Below are 17249 nucleotides of genomic sequence, written 5' to 3' on the forward strand. Positions count from 1 at the left end.
CCACCGCCGCCCCGGCACGGGGCCCGGTGCTCGGTGCGGGTGGTGGGCCCTGCGGGCGCAACTCCCCTACCCACCCTTCCCCCGTTCCCCGGACTCCACCCGGCAAGGCGCGGGGCCGGGCAGGGCCGGGGAAGGGGTAGGGGACGGGCCCCGTCGGGGTCAGGGGTTCGCGGGGGCCGGGGCTGCGGGGTGCGGGCGGAGCGCGATCCGGCCCGCGAGACCGGTCGCGGACAGCGCCAGCAGCCCGGCCCCGGCGACGACGACCCCGTACACCAGCGGGAGCACCACCGGCGCGGCCACCCCCGTCATGCCCACGCTGAAGGCGGTCAGTACCGCCAGCGCGATCCCCGACCCCAGCGCCACCCCCATCAGGAGCACCGCCAGCGCCTCCGCCCGCAGCATCCCCCGCACCTGCCTGCGCGTCGCGCCCGCGAGCCGCAGCATCGCGAACTCCCGCAGCCGCTCCCCCGTGGACATCGCCAGCGTGTTGGCCACCGCGATCCCGGCGAAGGCCAGGACCAGCCCCATCGCCAGCAGGTTGATCTCCGACGCCGCCGACCCGGCCTCCTCGGACCGCCGCTCCGCCTCGGCCGCCGACAGCACGGCCACACCCGGGTACTCCCGTACGGCCGAGGCCAGCGCCTCCCGTACCGCCGGTCCCGCTCCCGCCACTCCCGCCACCAGCACGCGCGAAGCGAGCGGATCGTCCACGTGCGCGGCCACCAGAGCGTGCGGCAGCGTCACGTCCCCGAAGCCCAGCCCCCGCGCGTAGACCGCGGACACCGTCAGGGTGACGGGCGTCCCGTCCCCCAGGGTCAGCGACAGTGCGCTCCCCGGCTCCAGGCCCAACTGGTCCGCGGCCAGTTCGCTCACCGCCGCACTCCTCTCGCCGAACCCCGCCAGGCTCCCGCCCGTCACGCCCGGGTCCCAGGTCCGGTCCAGCCCGGCCGGGGTCACTCCCTGGGCCGCGTACTTCGTCAGCCCCACCCGGACCGACGTGCGCACGATCTCGGTGGCCGCGAGGACCCCGGGCGTCCTGCGGATCCGCTCGGCGGCGGCGCCGGAGAGGCCGGGCCCCGGCCCCTGGAGCACCCACTCGGCCCGCACCCCCTCGCGGGCCTGCGTCCGGGTGGCGTCGCCGAGCGTCGGGGTGATGAAGAGCACGGTGCAGGCCATCCCGATCAGCAGCGTGAGCGGGGTGACGGCGGAGGCCATCCGGGTGGCGTTGCCCCGCAGGTTCGCGGTGGCCAGCCGGCCGCCCGGACCGGCCAGCCGCAGCGGCCCGGCGAGCAGCGCGGTCGCGCCCCTGACGATCAGCGGGCCCAGCAGCGAGACGGCTCCGGCGAGCACCACTACGGCGAGGAAGGTGACCGGCGTCGACGCCGGCTCGGTGCGCAGCGTGCTCAGTACGGCGACCAGCACCACCCCGGCGGCCAGCAGCAGCACCCCGCCGGCGAGCCGTGCCCCTGCGGGCCGGCTCCGCTCGACGGCGGCCTCGGAGAGGGCTTCGGCCGGGCGGATGCGGGCCGTGCGCCGCGCGGTGATCCGGGCCGCGGACCAGGCTCCGAGCAGGCTCGCGCCGACGGCGGCGGCCATCGGGAAGATCCCGGCGGTGCGCTCCAGGGTGACGGGGACGACCCCGGCGCCGACGAACCGCCCGTGCAGCCAGGCGGCGAGCGGCAGCCCGGCGAGGGCCCCGGCGACTCCGGCGGCCAGACCCACGAGCAGCGCCTCGCGGCCGATCATGCGGCGCAGCTGCCGGGGGGTGGCGGCGATGGCGCGGAGCAGGGCGAGTTCGCGGTGGCGCTGCTGGACCGAGAGGGCGAAGGTGCCGACGACCACGAGGATCGCCACGAGGAGCGAGGTGCCGCCCATCGCGCCGCCCATGGAGACCAGCTTGATCCGGGCGCCGGCCGCGTCGAGGAACTCGACGGGGCCCCGCGCGTCCCCGGTGGCGACCTGCGCGGTGGTGCCCCGGAGCGCCTGGCGGATCCGCCCGGCGAGCTCGCCGGGGTCCACGCCCGCCCCGGGCAGGATCCCGATGGCGCTGACCCGGCCGTCGCGGGCGGCGAGCCGCTGTGCCTCGGCGTCGCTGAAGAACAGCGCGCTCTGGTGCGCGAGGCTCCGGCCGGCCGTGGCCGCGATCCCGCTGACGGTGTAGGTCCTGGGCTCGCCGGTGGACTGCACGACGAGTTCGGAGCCGGGCCTCAGGGCCGCGCGGGCCGCGAGTTCCCGGTCGACGACGACCTCGTCACCGCTCCCGGGGGCGCGGCCTTCGGCCAGCGTGAAGGGCGTGAGCGCGGCGGAGCTCCAGGCGTGCCCGTACGAGGGCTTCGCGGGGTCGGCGCCCCTGGCGAGTGCCAGTGCCCGGAACGTGACCTCGGGTACGGCCCGCTCCACGCCGGGCACCGCGCGGACGGTGTCCGCGGTGGCGGCCGGCAGCCAGGCCCGTTCCGCCACGGGTTTGGCCTTGTGCTTCGTCTTGGCCTTCGGTGTGCCGCCCTTCTTCTCCTTGACCGTCGTCTCGTGGACGTTCTGGTCAGCGGAGACGACCACCGGGCTGCCCGCGTAGCGCTCGGTGGCGATCTTTCCGCGGAGGCCCGTCTCCAGGAGGGTTCCGCAGGCGGTCACGAGGGCCGCCGCGCACAGCAGGGCGACGAAGGCACCGAGGAATCCGGCTTTGCGGTCCCTGAGGGTCTGGAGTGCGTAGCGCAGCATCATGCGGGCAACTCTGCCGCCGGGTCCGCGGCGTCACATTGGAGCGCTCCGGCCTCCTGGGACGGGGGTTGGCCCCACCCCCCGGGTCAGCCCCACCCCCGGGTCAGCCCCACCCGCCGGGTCAGCCCCACCCCCGCCCGGTGGTTCCGGGCCGGTGAGCGGGGTCAGCCCCCGGGGTACCCCAGGTCCTCGGCGTCCTCGCCCTCCGCCTCCAGCGCGCGGCGGACCACCCGTAGGGCCATGCCCTCCGGGTACCCCTTGCGGGCGAGCATTCCGGCGAGCCGCCGGATCCGCTTGTCCCGCTCCAGGCCCCGGGTCGCGCGGAGCTTGCGCTCCACGAGCTCCCGGGCGGTCTCCTCCTCCTGGTCGGAGTCCAGCTGTTCCAGGGCCTCCTGGACGAGGGTGGGGGCCACCCCCTTGGTACGGAGTTCCTGCGCGAGCGCCCGGCGGGCCAGACCCCGGCCGCGGTGGCGGGACTCGACCCAGGCCCCGGCGAACGCGGCGTCGTCGATCAGGCCCACCTCCTCGAACCGGGAGAGGACCTGTTCCGACACCTCCTCGGGGATGTCCCGTTTGGCCAGGGCGTCCGCGAGCTGCCGCCGGGTGCGCGGCATCCCGGTGAGCAGGCGCAGGCAGATCGCCCGCGCCTGCTCCTCGGGACTCTGGGGCGGCAGCTCCTGACGGCCTTCCCGGCCCTCGGCGCCCCGGCCCTCCGCGCGACGGCCTTCCCGGCTGCCTTCACGACTGCCGTCCCGACTGCCGTCCCGGCCGCTTTCACGACCACCTTCACGACCGAATGGGCGGCGGCCTTCACGGCCTCCCGCGCGACGGCCTTCCCGGCCGTCTCCGCCGCCACCCCTTTCCTGCTCCCACACGGGTCAGCTCTTGGCGACGGCGGCCTTGGCCGCGGTCTTGGCCTTCGACGCGGGAGCGGGCACGGCCGCGGTCTCGGCGGACGCGTCCGCACCGGCCTCAGCGGTGGCCGTGGCGGTGGCAGCGGCGTCCTTGCGGATACCGACGCCCAGCTTCTCCTTGATCTTCCGCTCGATCTCGTCGGAGAGGGCGGGGTTGTCGCAGAGGAACTTGCGCGCGTTCTCCTTGCCCTGGCCGAGCTGGTCGCCCTCGTACGTGTACCAGGCGCCGGCCTTGCGGACGAAGCCGTGCTCCACGCCCATGTCGATCAGGCCGCCCTCGCGGCTGATGCCGTGGCCGTAGAGGATGTCGAACTCGGCCTGCTTGAAGGGCGGGGCGACCTTGTTCTTGACGACCTTGACGCGGGTGCGGTTGCCGACCGCGTCCGTGCCGTCCTTGAGGGTCTCGATGCGCCGGATGTCGAGGCGCACGGAGGCGTAGAACTTCAGCGCGCGGCCACCGGTGGTGGTCTCCGGCGAGCCGAACATCACACCGATCTTCTCGCGGAGCTGGTTGATGAAGATCGCGGTGGTCTTGGACTGGCTGAGCGCACCGGTGATCTTGCGGAGGGCCTGGCTCATCAGACGGGCCTGGAGACCCACGTGCGAGTCACCCATCTCGCCCTCGATCTCCGCGCGCGGCACGAGCGCCGCCACGGAGTCGATGACGATCAGGTCGAGCGCACCGGAGCGGACCAGCATGTCCACGATCTCCAGCGCCTGCTCGCCGGTGTCCGGCTGGGACAGGATGAGGTTGTCGGTGTCGACGCCGAGGGCCTTGGCGTACTCGGGGTCGAGTGCGTGCTCGGCGTCAACGAAGGCCACGGTGCCGCCGGCCTTCTGCGCGTTGGCCACGGCGTGGAGGGTCAGGGTCGTCTTACCGGAGGACTCCGGTCCGTACACCTCGATCACACGGCCGCGCGGCAGCCCGCCGACGCCGAGGGCGATGTCCAGCGCGGTCGACCCGGTGGGGATGACCTCGATGGGGTCGTTCGGCTTGTCGCCGAGCCGCATCACGGCACCCTTGCCGAACTGCCGTTCAATCTGTGCGAGCGCGGCTTCCAGAGCCTTCTCGCGGTCGTTGCCTGCCATGGGTTCCACCCGATTTGCTTGAGTCGATCGCTTCACGCCATTGACGCTAACGCCTGCCACTGACAACGCGGTCCCGCGTCCGGTTTGACTGTGGATAACCCATGAGAATGCGTGTTCGATTTCCGTGTCAAGCGCACCACGCCGGACCCGCGGCGCCGGGGCCGCCGGCCGGCCGGTGCGGGTACCGCGACGGCCGGAAGACGCCCGCTGCCCCGGTGGCGGGCCGCTGGTAGCGTCCCGGCCCATGGCCACGCCGAACCCGCCCCTGTACGCAGCCGCCGATGTCCACGGCCACCGGTCCGAGTTCCGGGAGGTGCTCCGTGACGCCGCGCTCGTCGACCGCGCGGGCCGGTGGTCCGGGGGTGACGCACGGCTGTGGCTGCTCGGCGACTACGTCGACCGGGGGCCGGACGGCATCGGCGTCATCGAGGACGTCCGGAGACTGGCGGACGAGGCCGCGGCCGCCGGCGGCCGCGTGGGGGCGCTGCTGGGCAACCACGAGGTGCAGCTGCTCGCCGCGCACCGCTTCGGCAGCGCACCCGTCGCGGGCTGGGACGAACCCGACAGGTTCCGGGGCGGCTGGACCCGCTTCGGCGGCTCCGAGGAGGATCTGCGCCGCCTCGCACCGGAGCACATCGACTGGATCCTCGGCCTGCCCGCGGTGGAGCTCGTGGACGGCCACCTCCTGGTCCACTCCGACACCGCCCGCTACCTGGAGTTCGGATCGACGGTCGCGGAGGTCAACGCCGCGGTCGCCGCCGCGCTGAGCTCCCCGGACACCGCCGTGTGGCTGGAGTTGACCCGGCGGATGAGCGCCCGCGGAGCGTTCCGCGGCGCCGGGGCGGCGCACGCCGGTGATCCCGTCTCGGCCGTGCTGGGCACGCTCGGCGGCGACGTGCTGGTGCACGGGCACAGCACGCTCACCAAGCACTTCGGCGTGGCGCCCGCGGACGTCCGGGAGGCGGTGCGCTACGCCGGCGGCCGGGTCGTCGCCATCGACGGCGGGGTGCACGAGGGGGGCCGAATCCTGCTCACCCGCCTCGGCTGATCCGCGGCCCGCGGTCCGCGATCCCCGATCCGCAATCCCCGATCCGCGATCCGCGATCCGCGATCCGCGCCGGAGCGTCTCCGGCAGGCCGACTGACAACCCAAGGTTGACACCCGCTCGACTGTCAACCTAGGGTTGCACCCATGACGAACCCTTCGGTCGAACCCGTCCGCATGACCAATCCGGTACGCCTCGACGACCTCATCGAGGCCATCAAGAAGGTCCACACCGACACCCTGGATCAGCTCAGCGACGCCGTGGTGGCCGCCGAGGCCCTCGGTGACGTCGCCGACCACCTCATCGGCCACTTCGTCGACCAGGCCCGCCGCTCCGGCGCCTCCTGGACCGACATCGGCCGCAGCATGGGCGTCACCCGGCAGGCCGCGCAGAAGCGCTTCGTACCCAAGGCCGACAAGGAGGGCGAGCCCGGACTCGACCCCAGCCAGGGCTTCGGCCGCTTCACCCCCCGCGCCCGCAACGTGGTCGTGACCGCGCAGAACGAGGCCCGCGCCGCCGGCAACACCGAGATCCGCACCGAGCACCTCGTCCTCGGGCTGCTGGCCGAGGACGAGGGCCTCGCGGCCCTCGCCATCGCCGCCCAGGGGGTCTCGGCGGACGACGTGCGCGCCGCCGCGACCGCGGGCCTGCCCCCGGCCGCGGAGGACCTCCCCGCCCTGGTCCCCTTCGACGCCCCGTCGAAGAAGGCCCTGGAGCTCACCTTCCGCGAGGCCCTGCGCCTGGGCCACAACTACGTGGGCACCGAGCACATCCTGCTGGCGCTCCTGGAGCTGGAGAACGGAACGGGTCTGCTCAGCGGCCTCGGTGTGGACAAGGACGCGGCCGAGAGCTGGGTCAACGACGCCCTGGCAGCCGTACTCGCCTCCTCGGACGAGAACGCGAAGTAGAGGCGTCCGCGTCGTCGGTCAGCGCGTACCGCTTCACGTACGCACCGAGGAACGCCTGCATCGTGGCGACGGCCGGGATCGCGATGAGCGCCCCGACCGCGCCCAGCAGGGCGGTGCCCGCGATGACCGACCCGAACGCCACCGCCGGGTGGATGTCCACCGTCTTCGCGGTCAGCTTCGGCTGGAGCACGTAGTTCTCGAACTGCTGGTACACCACCACGAATCCGAGCACGTACAGCGCGTACCAGGGGTTGACCGTGAAGGCGATCAGCATCGGCAGCGCACCCGCCAGATAGGTGCCGATGGTGGGGATGAACTGCGACACCAGCCCCACCCACACCGCGAGCGCGGGCGCGTACGGCACGTCGAGCAGCACGAAGCAGATGTAGTGCGCGACCCCGGAGACCAGCGCCATCAGCCCGCGCGAGTAGAGGTAGCCGCCCGTCTTGGTGACGGCGATCTCCCACGCCCGCAGCACCTCCGCCTGCTTCGCGGGCGGCAGTACGGAGCACAGCGCGCGGCGCAGCCGCGGTCCGTCCGCGGCGAAGTAGAAGGAGAACAGGCCGATCGTCAGCAGCTTGAACAGTCCGCCGAGCACCGCGCCGGACACGTCGAGCACGCCGCTCGCGCTGTTCTGCACGTACTTCTGCAGCCAGTCCGAGTGCAGCAGGCTGTCCTGGATGTCCAGCCGGGACAGGTCCGTGTGGAAGGTGTCGTTGATCGAGCCGATCAGCGAGTCGAGATAGCCCGGGAAGCCTTCCACCAGGTCGACGATCTGCGCGGCCAGGATCGAGCCGAGCAGCGCGACGAATCCGGCCGACGCGACGAACACCCCGAGGAACACCAGGAAGGTGGCGAGCCCGCGGCGCATGCCGCGAGCCGCCATCCGGGCCACGGCCGGTTCGATCGCGAGCGCCAGGAAGAACGCGATCAGGATGTTGACGAGCAGCCCGATCAGCTGGTGGAAGGCCCAGCTGCCGAGCTGGAAACAGGCGACGAGGGCCAGTACGAGGACCACGGCGCGCGGCAGCCAGCGCGGCATCCGCGCGTCCCCCGGGGCCGGTTGACCGGCGGGGTCCTGCGACGGCGGGCGGCCGGGCGGGGAGCCCGGCGTCCCCGGGTCTGCCGCCACGGGGCCTGCGGCCGGGGGGCCCTGCGGCGCCGCCCGGCCGGGCGGCGCCGCGCCCCGGGGGTCTGCGGGCTGGTCGGTCGTCTCATCGCTGGCTGCCACGCCGCCCAGTCTGTCCCACCGGCGCCGCGGACCGCGAAGCGGTCACCGGGCCCGCCCGGCACCACGGCCGGCGACCCGGTCGGCCTAGCGCAGCGAGGCCGGCACGTCCATGGCCGAACACACCGCGCGCCACACGTCCTTGGCCTCCCAGCCCGCGGCCAGCGCCTGGTGGACCGTGCGCCCCCCGAGCTCCGTCATGACGTGGTCCCGCGCGAAGGAGTCCGCGTAGCCCGCACCGAAGTGCTCGGCCATCCGCTCCCAGAAATTCGTCAACCGCATGACCTCAGTATCCCGCCCCGGAGAGTGCACCGGCCCCGTTCCGGCCCCCCGGACGCACCACGGGCCCCTACGTTTCTCGCATGCCTGGAGACGAAGCGTGCGCCCCGGCGGCGCCGACGACGGCGGGTGCGCCGGCCCGCGCCGAGCAGTTCATCTGGCTCACGGCCCGGGTGCTGGAGCAGCGGCGGTTCGCGTTCCACTTCCTCGGCGGGGACGCCGACCCGGTGGACGCCGCCCTCGGCGCCTACCTCGGCGGTGACGGCGGCTACGGCCACGCCCTCGACCCCGATCTGCGCGGCCCGCTGAGCCACCCGCTGCACACCGCCCACGCCCTGCGCGTCCTGGACGGCCTGGGCCGCTGTGCCGGGCAGCGCATCGAGCGGCTCTGCGATCACCTCGCCCGGGTCTCCACCCCCGACGGGGCGCTCCCGGTGACCGGTCCGGTCCACGGCGGATACCCGGCGGCCCCCCACCTCCCGCTGCACGACCACCCGCCGGGCGACCTGCTGACCACCGGCCCGGTCGTCGGGATCCTGCACCGCAACCGGATCTGGCACGCGTGGCTGTTCCGGGCGACGGACTTCTGCTGGGACCGGGTGGAGAACCTGCGCCACGCGCACCCGTACGAGATCCAGAGCGCGGTGGCCTTCCTGGACGGGGTCCCCGACCGGGCCCGTGCCTCGGCGGCCGCCGACCGGCTGGGGCGGCTGGTCCGGGAGCGGCAGCTCGTCGTACTGGATCCCGCGCGGCAGGACGCGTACCCGCCGGTGCCGGGCCACGCCCCGGGCGAGCACCTGTACCCGTACGACTTCGCCCGCCGCCCGCAGTCCCTGGCCCGCGGCTGGTTCACGGACGCGGAGCTGCGCCGCTCGCTGCACTTCCTGGCCGGCCTGCAGCAACCGGACGGCGGCTGGCCGGTGCACCGCGCGGCGTGGGCGCCGGGCAGCTCGCTGGAGCGGCGCCCGATCGCCACGCTGGAGGCCCTGCTGACGCTGCGCGCCCACGGTTTCCTCCCCGGCGGCGCTAGCCTCCCAGGGCCCGCAGCCCCGCGGTGACCAGGACGGCCGCCGCGACCACCACGAGGAACGGCGCCCGCAGCAGCAGGGCGATCCCGGCGGCCACCAGCCCGGCGGCCCGGGCGTCGAGCACCAGCTCGTGGCCGGTGGCGAAGGTCTGCTGCGCGGTGAGCGCGGCGAGCAGCGCGACCGGCAGGAGGGCGGAGAGCTTGCGCACCACCGGCCGCTCCAGGGCTCCGGCGGGGACGAGCAGTCCGGCGAGTTTGACGGCGTAGCAGCCGACGACGGTGAGCCCGATGGCGATCCAGACGTTCACGAGCGGCGTCCCTTCATCCACAGCACGACCGGCGCGGCCAGCGCCGCTATCAGCACGGGCACCCCGGCGGGGAGCACGGGCAGCAGGCCCAGTCCCAGGACGAGGGCGAGGGCGGCGACGGCCCGCTCGGTGCCGGTCTTGAGCATCGGGGCGAGCAGCGCGAGGAAGACGGCGGGCCCGGCGGCGTCCAGCCCCCACGCCCTGGTGTCCCCGATGGCCTCGGCGCCGAGCGCGCCCAGCAGGGTGGTGACGTTCCACAGGACGTACAGGCTCAGCCCGGTCACGGTGAAGCCGATCCGCGCCGACTTCCGGTCGGGCTGGGCGAGGGCCACGGCGGTGGTCTCGTCGATCACCCAGTGCGCGGCGAAGGGCCGGACGCCCTTGGGCAGCGCGAGCAGCTGGGACAGCCGCAGCCCGTAGAAGGCGTTGCGGGTGCCGAGGAAGAAGGCCCCCGCGGCGGCCGTGAACGGGTTCCCGCCGGCGGCCAGTGCTCCGACCAGCGCGAACTGCGAGGCGCCGGTGAAGACGAGCAGGCTCAGCACGCAGGCCTGGAGGGTGCTGACCCCGGATCCGGCGGCCGTCACCCCGAAGGCGAACCCGGACAGCCCGACCGCCACACCGACGCCGAGGGCGTCCCGTACGACGGCGGCACGCGGCTTGGCCGGGACCTCGGATCCGGCCCCGGCTCCTGCTCGGGCCCCGGTCCCGGCTCCGGTCCCGGCTCCGGTCCCCTCGGGTACTTCTCGTATCACCACTTGATGTTCTCCCACGCCCCGAAAATACGGAGGCGGCGGCGCCCCGGTCTTGTACGTTCTTGCACCGTGAACGAAGTGATCAAGGAAATGGCGGTCCGGCTGGCCGAGGTGCCCGGTGTCCGCGGAGTGATGCTCGGCGGCAGCCGGGCCCGCGGCGAACACCGCCCGGAATCGGACTGGGACCTCGGCGTCTACTACCGCGGCGACCTCGACCTGGCCGCGCTGGGCGCGCTGGCCGGACCGGACGTGGAGGTGGCCGGACCGGGCGGCTGGGGCCCCTGGGTCAACGGCGGGGCCTGGCTGCGCGTGGACGGTGTGGCGGTGGACTGGATCCTGCGGGACCTGGACCGGGTCGAGCGGGTGTGGGAGGACTGCCGCGCGGGCCGGTACGAGGTGGGCGTGCAGCCGGGGCACCCGCTCGGCTTCTGGTCCCCCTGCTACCCGGGCGAGGTGGCCCTGGGCCAGGTCCTGGCCGACCCCGCGGGCGAGCTGACGGCGCTGCGCGCCGCGGCCTCGGTGTACCCGGAGCCGCTGCGGGAGGCCCTGGTCGCCGGGGCCTGGGAGGCGGAGTTCCTCGTCGCGGGCGCCGCGAAGGGCGCGGCCCGCGCGGACTCCCTGTACGTCTCGCTCTGCCTGTCCCGGGCCTTCGGCGTCCTCGTCCAGGCCCTGTTCGCGGCGGACCGGCGCTGGTGCCTGAACGAGAAGGGCGCCCTGGCCGCGGCGGAGCTCCTGCCTTCTGCCCCGGCGGGTTTCGGCGAGCGCGTACGGACCCTGCTGGGCGCGCCGGGCACCACGGCGGCCGCCCTGACGGCGACGGTCTCCGCGGCCCGCGCCCTGATCGAGGAGACCCGCGCGGCACTGTCGTCCTAGGGCCTGTCCCGCCCTGATCGAGGAGGCCCGCGCGGCACTGTCGTCCTGGCCTGTCCCGCCCTAACCGGCCGCCCGTCCCCGCCGGTAAGCCCCCGGTGGGACTCCCACGATGCGGGTGAAGTGCCGGTTCAGGTGCGGCTGGTCGGTGAAGCCGACGGTGACGGCGGCCTCCGCCGGCGGGGTGCCCGCGTCGAGCAGCCGGCGCGCCCGCCGGACCCGGGCGTCGGTCAGCCAGGTGTGCGGGGGCATGCCGTACCGGTCCCGGAAGGCCCGCAGCAGCGCGAACGGGCTCGTGCCCAGCTCCGCCGCGAGCTGCTCCAGCGACGGTGGCTCGCCCATCCGCTCCTCCAGTACGGCCCGGGCCCGCTCCGCGTCGGCGGCGCCCGCGCGACGTACCGTACGGGCGGGCAGCGGTCCGGCGTGCCGCTTCAGCATCCGGGCCACCACACCGCGCAGCAGCGTGTCGGCGGCCAGCGCGTTGCCCGCCTCGGCGGCCCGGTGGACCTCGGTGATGACCCGCGAGGCCCGCGGGTCGGTGACCATGTCGGCGGTGAAGCCGGGGGTCCCGCGCAGGGTGCCGATCTCGGCGGCGACCTCGGTGATCAGCGCCCGGGAGGGGTAGAGGGTGGCGTAGGCCCAGCCCTCGGGGACTCCGGCGCGGGCGGTGTGCGGGACCTCGGGGTTGATCAGGACCACGCTGCCGGGTCCGGCGCGGATGGTGTCCCCCGGCAGGCCGACCTCCTCGATGCCGCCGGTGACGGCCGCGATGACGTACCCGTCGTGGGCGTGGCGCGGGAAGGTGTGGCGCACGTAGTGGGCGCGCAGGAGGTCCAGCCCGGGCAGTTCCGCGTACTGCCAGTGCCGTGCCCACTCCCGGCGGCCCTCTTCCGCTCCGCTCCCCGTCCCCATCCCCCCATTCTGCGCCCCGGCCGGCCGGGGCGTCCTCGCAGGTCGGGCCGGTTGTCAGTGGGCGGGTGCACGATGGGGGCATGTCCGGTACCGCGCTCGACTCGTTCTCCCCCGCGACCCGTTCCTGGTTCACGGGGGCCTTCGTCTCGCCCACCGCCGCCCAGGAGGGCGCCTGGCGGGCCATCGGGGCGGGCTCGGACGTGCTGGTGGTGGCCCCCACCGGCTCCGGCAAGACCCTGGCCGCCTTCCTCGCGGCCCTCGACCAGCTCGCGTCGACCCCGCCCCCGGCCGACCCGAAGAAGCGCTGCCGGGTGCTGTACGTATCGCCCCTGAAGGCCCTCGCCGTGGACGTGGAGCGCAATCTGCGCAGCCCGCTGACCGGCATCCGGCAGGAGTCGGTGCGGCTGGGCCTGCCCGAGCCGGAGATCCGGGTCGGGATCCGCTCCGGCGACACCCCGCCCGCCGAGCGGCGGGCGCTGGTGACCCGGCCGCCGGACATCCTGATCACCACGCCCGAGTCGCTGTTCCTGATGCTGACCTCGGCCGCCCGCGACGCCCTGGCCGGGATCGAGACGGTGATCCTGGACGAGGTGCACGCGGTCGCCGGGACCAAGCGCGGCGCCCATCTGGCCCTGTCGCTGGAGCGGTTGGACGAGCTGCTGCCGCGCCCGGCGCGCCGGATCGGGCTGTCGGCCACGGTCCGGCCGGTGGACGAGGTGGCCCGGTACCTCGCGCCGCGCGGCAGGGTGGAGATCGTCCAGCCGCCCTCGACCAAGGAGTTCGACCTGTCGGTGGTCGTCCCCGTCGAGGACATGGGCGAGTTGGGCGGCTCGCCGGCCACCGAGGGCAAGGAGGGCGGCGACAAACCCTCGATCTGGCCGCACGTGGAGGAGCGGATCGCCGATCTGGTCCAGGCCCACCGCTCCACCATCGTCTTCGCCAACTCCCGCCGGCTCGCCGAGCGCCTGTGCAACCGGCTCAACGAGATCGCGTACGAGCGCGCCACGGGCGGCCCGCTGCCGGAGGGTCCGGCCCCGGCCGAGATCATGGCCCAGTCGGGCGCCGCCCTCGGCGCACCGCCGCTGCTGGCCCGCGCCCACCACGGTTCGGTCTCCAAGGAGCAGCGGGCGCTGGTGGAGGAGGACCTGAAGGCGGGCCGGCTGCCCGCCGTGGTCGCCACCTCCAGCCTGGAGCTCGGCATCGACATGGGCGCGGTGGACCTCGTCATCCAGGTGGAGTCCCCGCCCTCGGTGGCCTCCGGGCTCCAGCGGGTCGGCCGGGCCGGGCACCAGGTGGGCGCGGTCTCCACCGGGGTCGTCTTCCCCAAGTACCGGGGCGACCTCGTGCAGGCCGCTGTGGTCACCGAGCGGATGCGCACGGGCTCGATCGAGTCCCTGCGGATCCCCTCCAATCCGCTGGACGTCCTCGCCCAGCAGCTCGTCGCGATGACCGCGATGGACACCTGGCAGCTGGACGACCTGCTCGCCCTGGTGCGGCGGGCGGCGCCCTTCGCGGCGCTGCCGGACTCGGCGTTCACGGCGGTGCTGGACATGCTGGCCGGCCGCTATCCCTCGGACGCGTTCGCCGAGCTCAGGCCCCGGGTCGTGTGGGACCGGGTCGCCGGGACGATCACCGGCCGCCCGGGGGCCCAGCGCCTCGCGGTCACCTCCGGCGGCACCATCCCGGACCGCGGCCTCTTCGGCGTCTTCCTGGCCGGGTCGGATCCGAAGAAGGGCGGCGGCCGGGTCGGCGAGCTCGACGAGGAGATGGTCTACGAGTCCCGCGTCGGCGACGTCTTCACCCTCGGCACCACCTCCTGGCGGATCGTGGACATCACCCGCGACCGCGTCCTGGTCACCCCGGCCCCCGGTGTCCCGGGCCGCCTCCCGTTCTGGAAGGGCGACCAGCTGGGCCGGCCGCTCGAACTGGGCCGCGCGGTCGGCGCGTTCCTGCGCGAGCTCGGCGGTCTCACGGCCGAGGACGCCCGGCTGCGGCTGCTGGCGGCCGGCCTGGACGCCTGGGCCGCCGAGAACGTCCTGGCGTACCTCGCCGAACAGCGCGAGGCCTGCGGCCACGTACCGGACGACCGGACCATCGTCGTCGAGCGGTTCCGCGACGAGCTCGGCGACTGGCGGGTCGTCGTCCACTCCCCCTTCGGCGCCCAGGTGCACGCCCCCTGGGCACTGGCGCTCGGCGCCCGCCTCTCCGAGCGGTACGGGATGGACGCGCAGGTGATGCACGCCGACGACGGCATCGTGCTGCGGCTGCCGGACGCGGACCTGCTGAGCATGGACCTGGACCTGCTGGACCACGACCCGGCCCGGGACCGGTCCTTCGACTTCGACGACGACAAGCCCCCGCTGGGCGCGGCGGACGTGGCCTTCGACCACGGCGACATCCAGCAGATCGTCACCGACCAGGTGGGCGGCTCCGCGCTGTTCGCCTCCCGCTTCCGCGAGTGCGCGGCGCGCGCCCTGCTGCTGCCGCGCCGCGATCCGGGCAAGCGCACCCCCCTGTGGCAGCAGCGCCAGCGCGCCTCCCAGCTGCTCCAGGTGGCCTCGGAGTTCGGCTCGTTCCCGATCGTGCTGGAAGCCGTACGCGAATGCCTGCAGGACGTCTTCGACGTGCCGGGGCTCACCGAGCTCATGGGGGACATCGAGGCCCGCCGGGTCCGCCTCGTCGAGGTCACCACCGTCGAACCCTCCCCCTTCGCCCGCTCGCTGCTCTTCGGGTACGTCGCGCAGTTCCTCTACGAGGGCGACTCGCCCCTGGCCGAGCGCCGGGCGGCCGCGCTCTCGCTGGACTCCCGGCTGCTGGCCGAGCTGCTGGGCCAGGCCGAGCTGCGCGAGCTGCTCGACGCGGAGGTACTGGCGGAGCTGGAGCGGGAGCTCCAGTGGCTGACGGAGGACCGGCGGGCCAAGGACGCCGAGTCCGTGGCCGACCTGCTGCGCCTGCTGGGACCGCTCACCCCCGGGGAACTGGCGGCGCGCGGCGCGGACCCGGCGTGGGCGCAGTCCCTGGCCTCGGCCCGCCGGGCGATCCGGGTCCGGATCGGCGGCGAGGAGCACTGGGCGGCGATCGAGGACGCGGGCCGGCTGCGCGACGCGCTGGGCACGGCGCTCCCGGTGGGCGTCCCGGAGGCGTTCACCGAGCCGGTGAAGGACCCGCTGGGCGACCTCCTGGCCCGGTACGCCCGCACCCACGGCCCGTTCACCACGGTCACCGCCGCCACCCGCTTCGGTCTGGGCCCGGCCGTGACGGACGGCGCGCTGCACCGGCTCGCGGCGGCCGGGCGGGTGGTGCAGGGCGAGTTCCATCCGGCGGGCATCGGCCAGGAGTGGTGCGACGCGACGGTGCTGCGGCGGCTGCGGCGCCGTTCGCTGGCCGCGCTGCGCCAGGAGCTGGAGCCGGTCCCGCCGGCCTCGCTGGCCACCTTCCTCCCCCAGTGGCAGCACCTGGGCGGGGCCCTGCGCGGCATCGACGGACTGGCCCGCGCGATCGAGCAGCTCCAGGGCGCGGCGGTCCCGGCCTCCGCGCTGGAGCGGCTGATCCTCCCGTCCCGCGTGGCGGACTACTCCCCCTCGCTCCTGGACGAGCTCACCACCACGGGCGAGGTGCTCTGGGCCGGCGCGGGCGCCCTGCCGGGCAAGGACGGCTGGATCTCCCTCTACCTCGCGGAGGCGGCCCCGCTCCTCCTCCCCCCGGCGCACCCCCTGGAGCCCACCCCGCTCCACCAGGCCCTCCTGGACGCCCTCTCGGGCGGCTACGGCCTGTTCTTCCGCCAGCTGACGGAGGCGGTGCGCGCCCGGCACCCCGACGCCTCGGACCCGGAGCTCGCCTCCGCGCTGTGGGACCTGGCCTGGTCGGGCCGCCTGACGAACGACACCCTGTCCCCGCTGCGCAACCTCCTCGGCTCGGGCCGCACGGCCGGAGCCACCGCCCACCGCGCCCGGCGTACGATCCCGCGCGGCCGCTACGGCACGCTCACCTCCCCGGTCTCCCGTACGGGCCCGCCCACGGTGTCGGGCCGCTGGTCCCTGCTCCCGGTCCACGCCCCCGACCCGACGCACCGCGCACACGCCCTGGCCCGTACCCTGCTGGACCGCCACGGCGTGGTGACCCGGGGCGCGGTGGCCGCCGAGGGCGTGGAAGGCGGCTTCAGCGCGGTCTACCGCGTCCTCTCCGCCTTCGAGGACAGCGGCCAGGCCCGGCGGGGTTACGTGGTCGAAGGCCTGGGCGCGGCCCAGTTCGCCATGGACGGCGCGGTGGACCGGCTGCGCGCCGCCGAGCGGACCCCGCCCCCACTGGCCGCGACGGTCCTGGCCGCCGCCGACCCGGCCAACGCGTACGGAGCGGCCCTGCCCTGGCCGGAGCCCCCGTCCGGCGCCACCCACAAGCCGGGCCGCAAGGCGGGCTCCCTGGTGGTCCTGGTCGACGGCGAGCTCACCCTCTACCTGGAGCGCGGCGGCAAAACCCTCCTCGCCTGGCCCGACCCCGAAGACCCCCGCCTGACGGCCGCACTCTCCGCCCTGACCACCGCCTCCCACGCAGGCACCCTCCCGCCCCTCACGGTGGAACGCATCAACGCCACCCCGTCCCTCACCTCCCCCTACGCCCCACCCATGGAATCCGCAGGCTTCCACGCCACCCCCAGAGGCCTCCGCCTGCGCTAAGCCGTCTCTTTCGGATCTTGCCGGGCCCGCGACGCCTGGCCGCACTGCCGGGGCAACCGAGTACGTCCCACACGGACGCCCCGACAGCACGGCCAGACACCGCACCAGACGCCGCGGGCTCGACCGACAAGATCCGAAAGAGACGGCCTGGGCGCGGGCCCGGGCGGCACCGAAGCCGGGTGCCAGATCCAGGCTCCGGCACCAGGGCCCACGGGGCCATCCCCAAGCCCCGCGCCCGACTCCGAGGCCACACACACCGAGGCCCGGGGCCAGAGCCGGGGGGCCGGGGCCGTGTCCGCGTCCAGGACGCAGCCCCATACCGAGTGCCAGGGCCAGAGGCCGAGGGCGGGGCCAGAGGCCGCAGGGCCAGCGCCAAGGACCAAAGGCCGTGCCCGGGCCGGGGCCGCAGCCCCACACCGAGGTCCAGGGCCAGGCCAGGGCCGGGCCGAGGCGGGGCGGGGCGGGGCAAGGCCGGGCCCGGGCTGGGCCGGGCTGGGCCGGGCTGGGCCGAGGTCCAGTCGCCAAG

Annotated in this window: 13 protein-coding genes; 5 read left to right on the plus strand and 8 right to left on the minus strand. The window is 74.9% G+C overall.

Translation table 11 applies throughout. From position 1 onward, the window contains the following. Positions 1-159 precede the first annotated feature (159 nt). The 3 genes from OG904_RS06170 to recA form a co-directional block, all read right to left on the minus strand. Positions 160-2721: an FtsX-like permease family protein gene (locus tag OG904_RS06170; protein WP_405488184.1), complete on the minus strand. Its 2562-nt coding sequence runs from the start codon at positions 2719-2721 to the stop codon at positions 160-162. Between the two features lie 161 nt (positions 2722-2882). Continuing rightward, a complete protein-coding gene (gene recX / locus OG904_RS06175) occupies positions 2883-3593 on the minus strand; it encodes a recombination regulator RecX (protein WP_405488186.1) in 711 nt (236 codons plus the stop codon). A gap of 3 nt (positions 3594-3596) precedes the next feature. Then, on the minus strand, positions 3597-4721 hold the full coding sequence (gene recA / locus OG904_RS06180; RefSeq protein ID WP_405488188.1) for a recombinase RecA: 1125 nt from the start codon (positions 4719-4721) through the stop codon (positions 3597-3599). 244 nt (positions 4722-4965) lie between these two features. Between recA and OG904_RS06185 the strand changes: the two genes are divergently transcribed. Both OG904_RS06185 and OG904_RS06190 read left to right on the plus strand, forming a co-directional pair. Beyond that, positions 4966-5769, plus strand: a complete 804-nt coding sequence (locus tag OG904_RS06185) for a metallophosphoesterase (protein WP_405488190.1) — start codon at positions 4966-4968, stop codon at positions 5767-5769. A 143-nt stretch (positions 5770-5912) separates the two neighbouring features. Next, a complete protein-coding gene (locus OG904_RS06190) occupies positions 5913-6674 on the plus strand; it encodes a Clp protease N-terminal domain-containing protein (protein ID WP_405488192.1) in 762 nt (253 codons plus the stop codon). On the opposite strand, the gene OG904_RS06195 is transcribed toward OG904_RS06190, so the two are convergent. Then, positions 6622-7716: an AI-2E family transporter gene (locus tag OG904_RS06195; protein ID WP_405497799.1), complete on the minus strand. Its 1095-nt coding sequence runs from the start codon at positions 7714-7716 to the stop codon at positions 6622-6624. The genes OG904_RS06190 and OG904_RS06195 overlap by 53 nt on opposite strands. A 273-nt stretch (positions 7717-7989) precedes the next feature. Beyond that, positions 7990-8184: a DUF3046 domain-containing protein gene (locus OG904_RS06200; RefSeq protein WP_405488194.1), complete on the minus strand. Its 195-nt coding sequence runs from the start codon at positions 8182-8184 to the stop codon at positions 7990-7992. An 80-nt stretch (positions 8185-8264) separates the two neighbouring features. On the opposite strand from OG904_RS06200, the gene OG904_RS06205 reads away from it, so the two are divergent. After that, a complete protein-coding gene (locus OG904_RS06205; RefSeq protein ID WP_405488196.1) occupies positions 8265-9239 on the plus strand; it encodes a hypothetical protein in 975 nt (324 codons plus the stop codon). Here the strand turns inward: OG904_RS06205 and OG904_RS06210 are convergent. Beyond that, on the minus strand, positions 9208-9516 hold the full coding sequence (locus tag OG904_RS06210; protein ID WP_405488198.1) for an AzlD domain-containing protein: 309 nt from the start codon (positions 9514-9516) through the stop codon (positions 9208-9210). The two genes, OG904_RS06205 and OG904_RS06210, sit on opposite strands and share 32 nt — an antisense overlap. After that, entirely contained in the window at positions 9513-10265 is a 753-nt protein-coding gene (locus tag OG904_RS06215; RefSeq protein WP_405497801.1) for an AzlC family ABC transporter permease, read from the minus strand. Before OG904_RS06215 ends, OG904_RS06210 begins: the two co-directional genes overlap by 4 nt. 93 nt (positions 10266-10358) lie before the next feature. Between OG904_RS06215 and OG904_RS06220 the strand changes: the two genes are divergently transcribed. Next, the gene (locus OG904_RS06220) at positions 10359-11141 is read left to right on the plus strand and encodes a nucleotidyltransferase domain-containing protein (protein WP_405497803.1); all 783 of its coding nucleotides are present in this window, start codon (positions 10359-10361) and stop codon (positions 11139-11141) included. Positions 11142-11201: 60 nt separating this feature from the next. Here OG904_RS06220 and OG904_RS06225 read toward each other — a convergent pair whose 3' ends face one another. Then, on the minus strand, positions 11202-12050 hold the full coding sequence (locus tag OG904_RS06225) for an AraC family ligand binding domain-containing protein (RefSeq protein WP_405488200.1): 849 nt from the start codon (positions 12048-12050) through the stop codon (positions 11202-11204). Between the two features lie 80 nt (positions 12051-12130). Between OG904_RS06225 and OG904_RS06230 the strand changes: the two genes are divergently transcribed. Continuing rightward, positions 12131-16723 carry an ATP-dependent helicase gene (locus OG904_RS06230; RefSeq protein WP_405488202.1) on the plus strand — a complete coding sequence of 1531 codons (4593 nt, stop codon included), beginning with the start codon at positions 12131-12133 and terminating at the stop codon, positions 16721-16723. Positions 16724-17249 lie beyond the last annotated feature (526 nt).

This window comes from Streptomyces sp. NBC_00096 (assembly GCF_045041305.1).
Lineage (GTDB): Bacteria > Actinomycetota > Actinomycetes > Streptomycetales > Streptomycetaceae > Streptomyces.

Excerpts from the sequence above, each read along its gene's own strand:
- OG904_RS06190 (WP_405488192.1), top strand. The coding sequence starts at position 5,913 with ATGACGAACCCTTCGGTCGAACCCGTCCGCATGACCAATCCGGTACGC.
- OG904_RS06225 (WP_405488200.1), bottom strand. The coding sequence starts at position 12,050 with ATGGGGACGGGGAGCGGAGCGGAAGAGGGCCGCCGGGAGTGGGCACGG.
- OG904_RS06185 (WP_405488190.1), top strand. The coding sequence starts at position 4,966 with ATGGCCACGCCGAACCCGCCCCTGTACGCAGCCGCCGATGTCCACGGC.
- OG904_RS06170 (WP_405488184.1), bottom strand. The coding sequence starts at position 2,721 with ATGATGCTGCGCTACGCACTCCAGACCCTCAGGGACCGCAAAGCCGGA.
- OG904_RS06195 (WP_405497799.1), bottom strand. The coding sequence starts at position 7,716 with ATGCCGCGCTGGCTGCCGCGCGCCGTGGTCCTCGTACTGGCCCTCGTC.
- OG904_RS06200 (WP_405488194.1), bottom strand. The coding sequence starts at position 8,184 with ATGCGGTTGACGAATTTCTGGGAGCGGATGGCCGAGCACTTCGGTGCG.
- OG904_RS06230 (WP_405488202.1), top strand. The coding sequence starts at position 12,131 with ATGTCCGGTACCGCGCTCGACTCGTTCTCCCCCGCGACCCGTTCCTGG.
- OG904_RS06220 (WP_405497803.1), top strand. The coding sequence starts at position 10,359 with ATGGCGGTCCGGCTGGCCGAGGTGCCCGGTGTCCGCGGAGTGATGCTC.
- OG904_RS06205 (WP_405488196.1), top strand. The coding sequence starts at position 8,265 with ATGCCTGGAGACGAAGCGTGCGCCCCGGCGGCGCCGACGACGGCGGGT.
- recA (WP_405488188.1), bottom strand. The coding sequence starts at position 4,721 with ATGGCAGGCAACGACCGCGAGAAGGCTCTGGAAGCCGCGCTCGCACAG.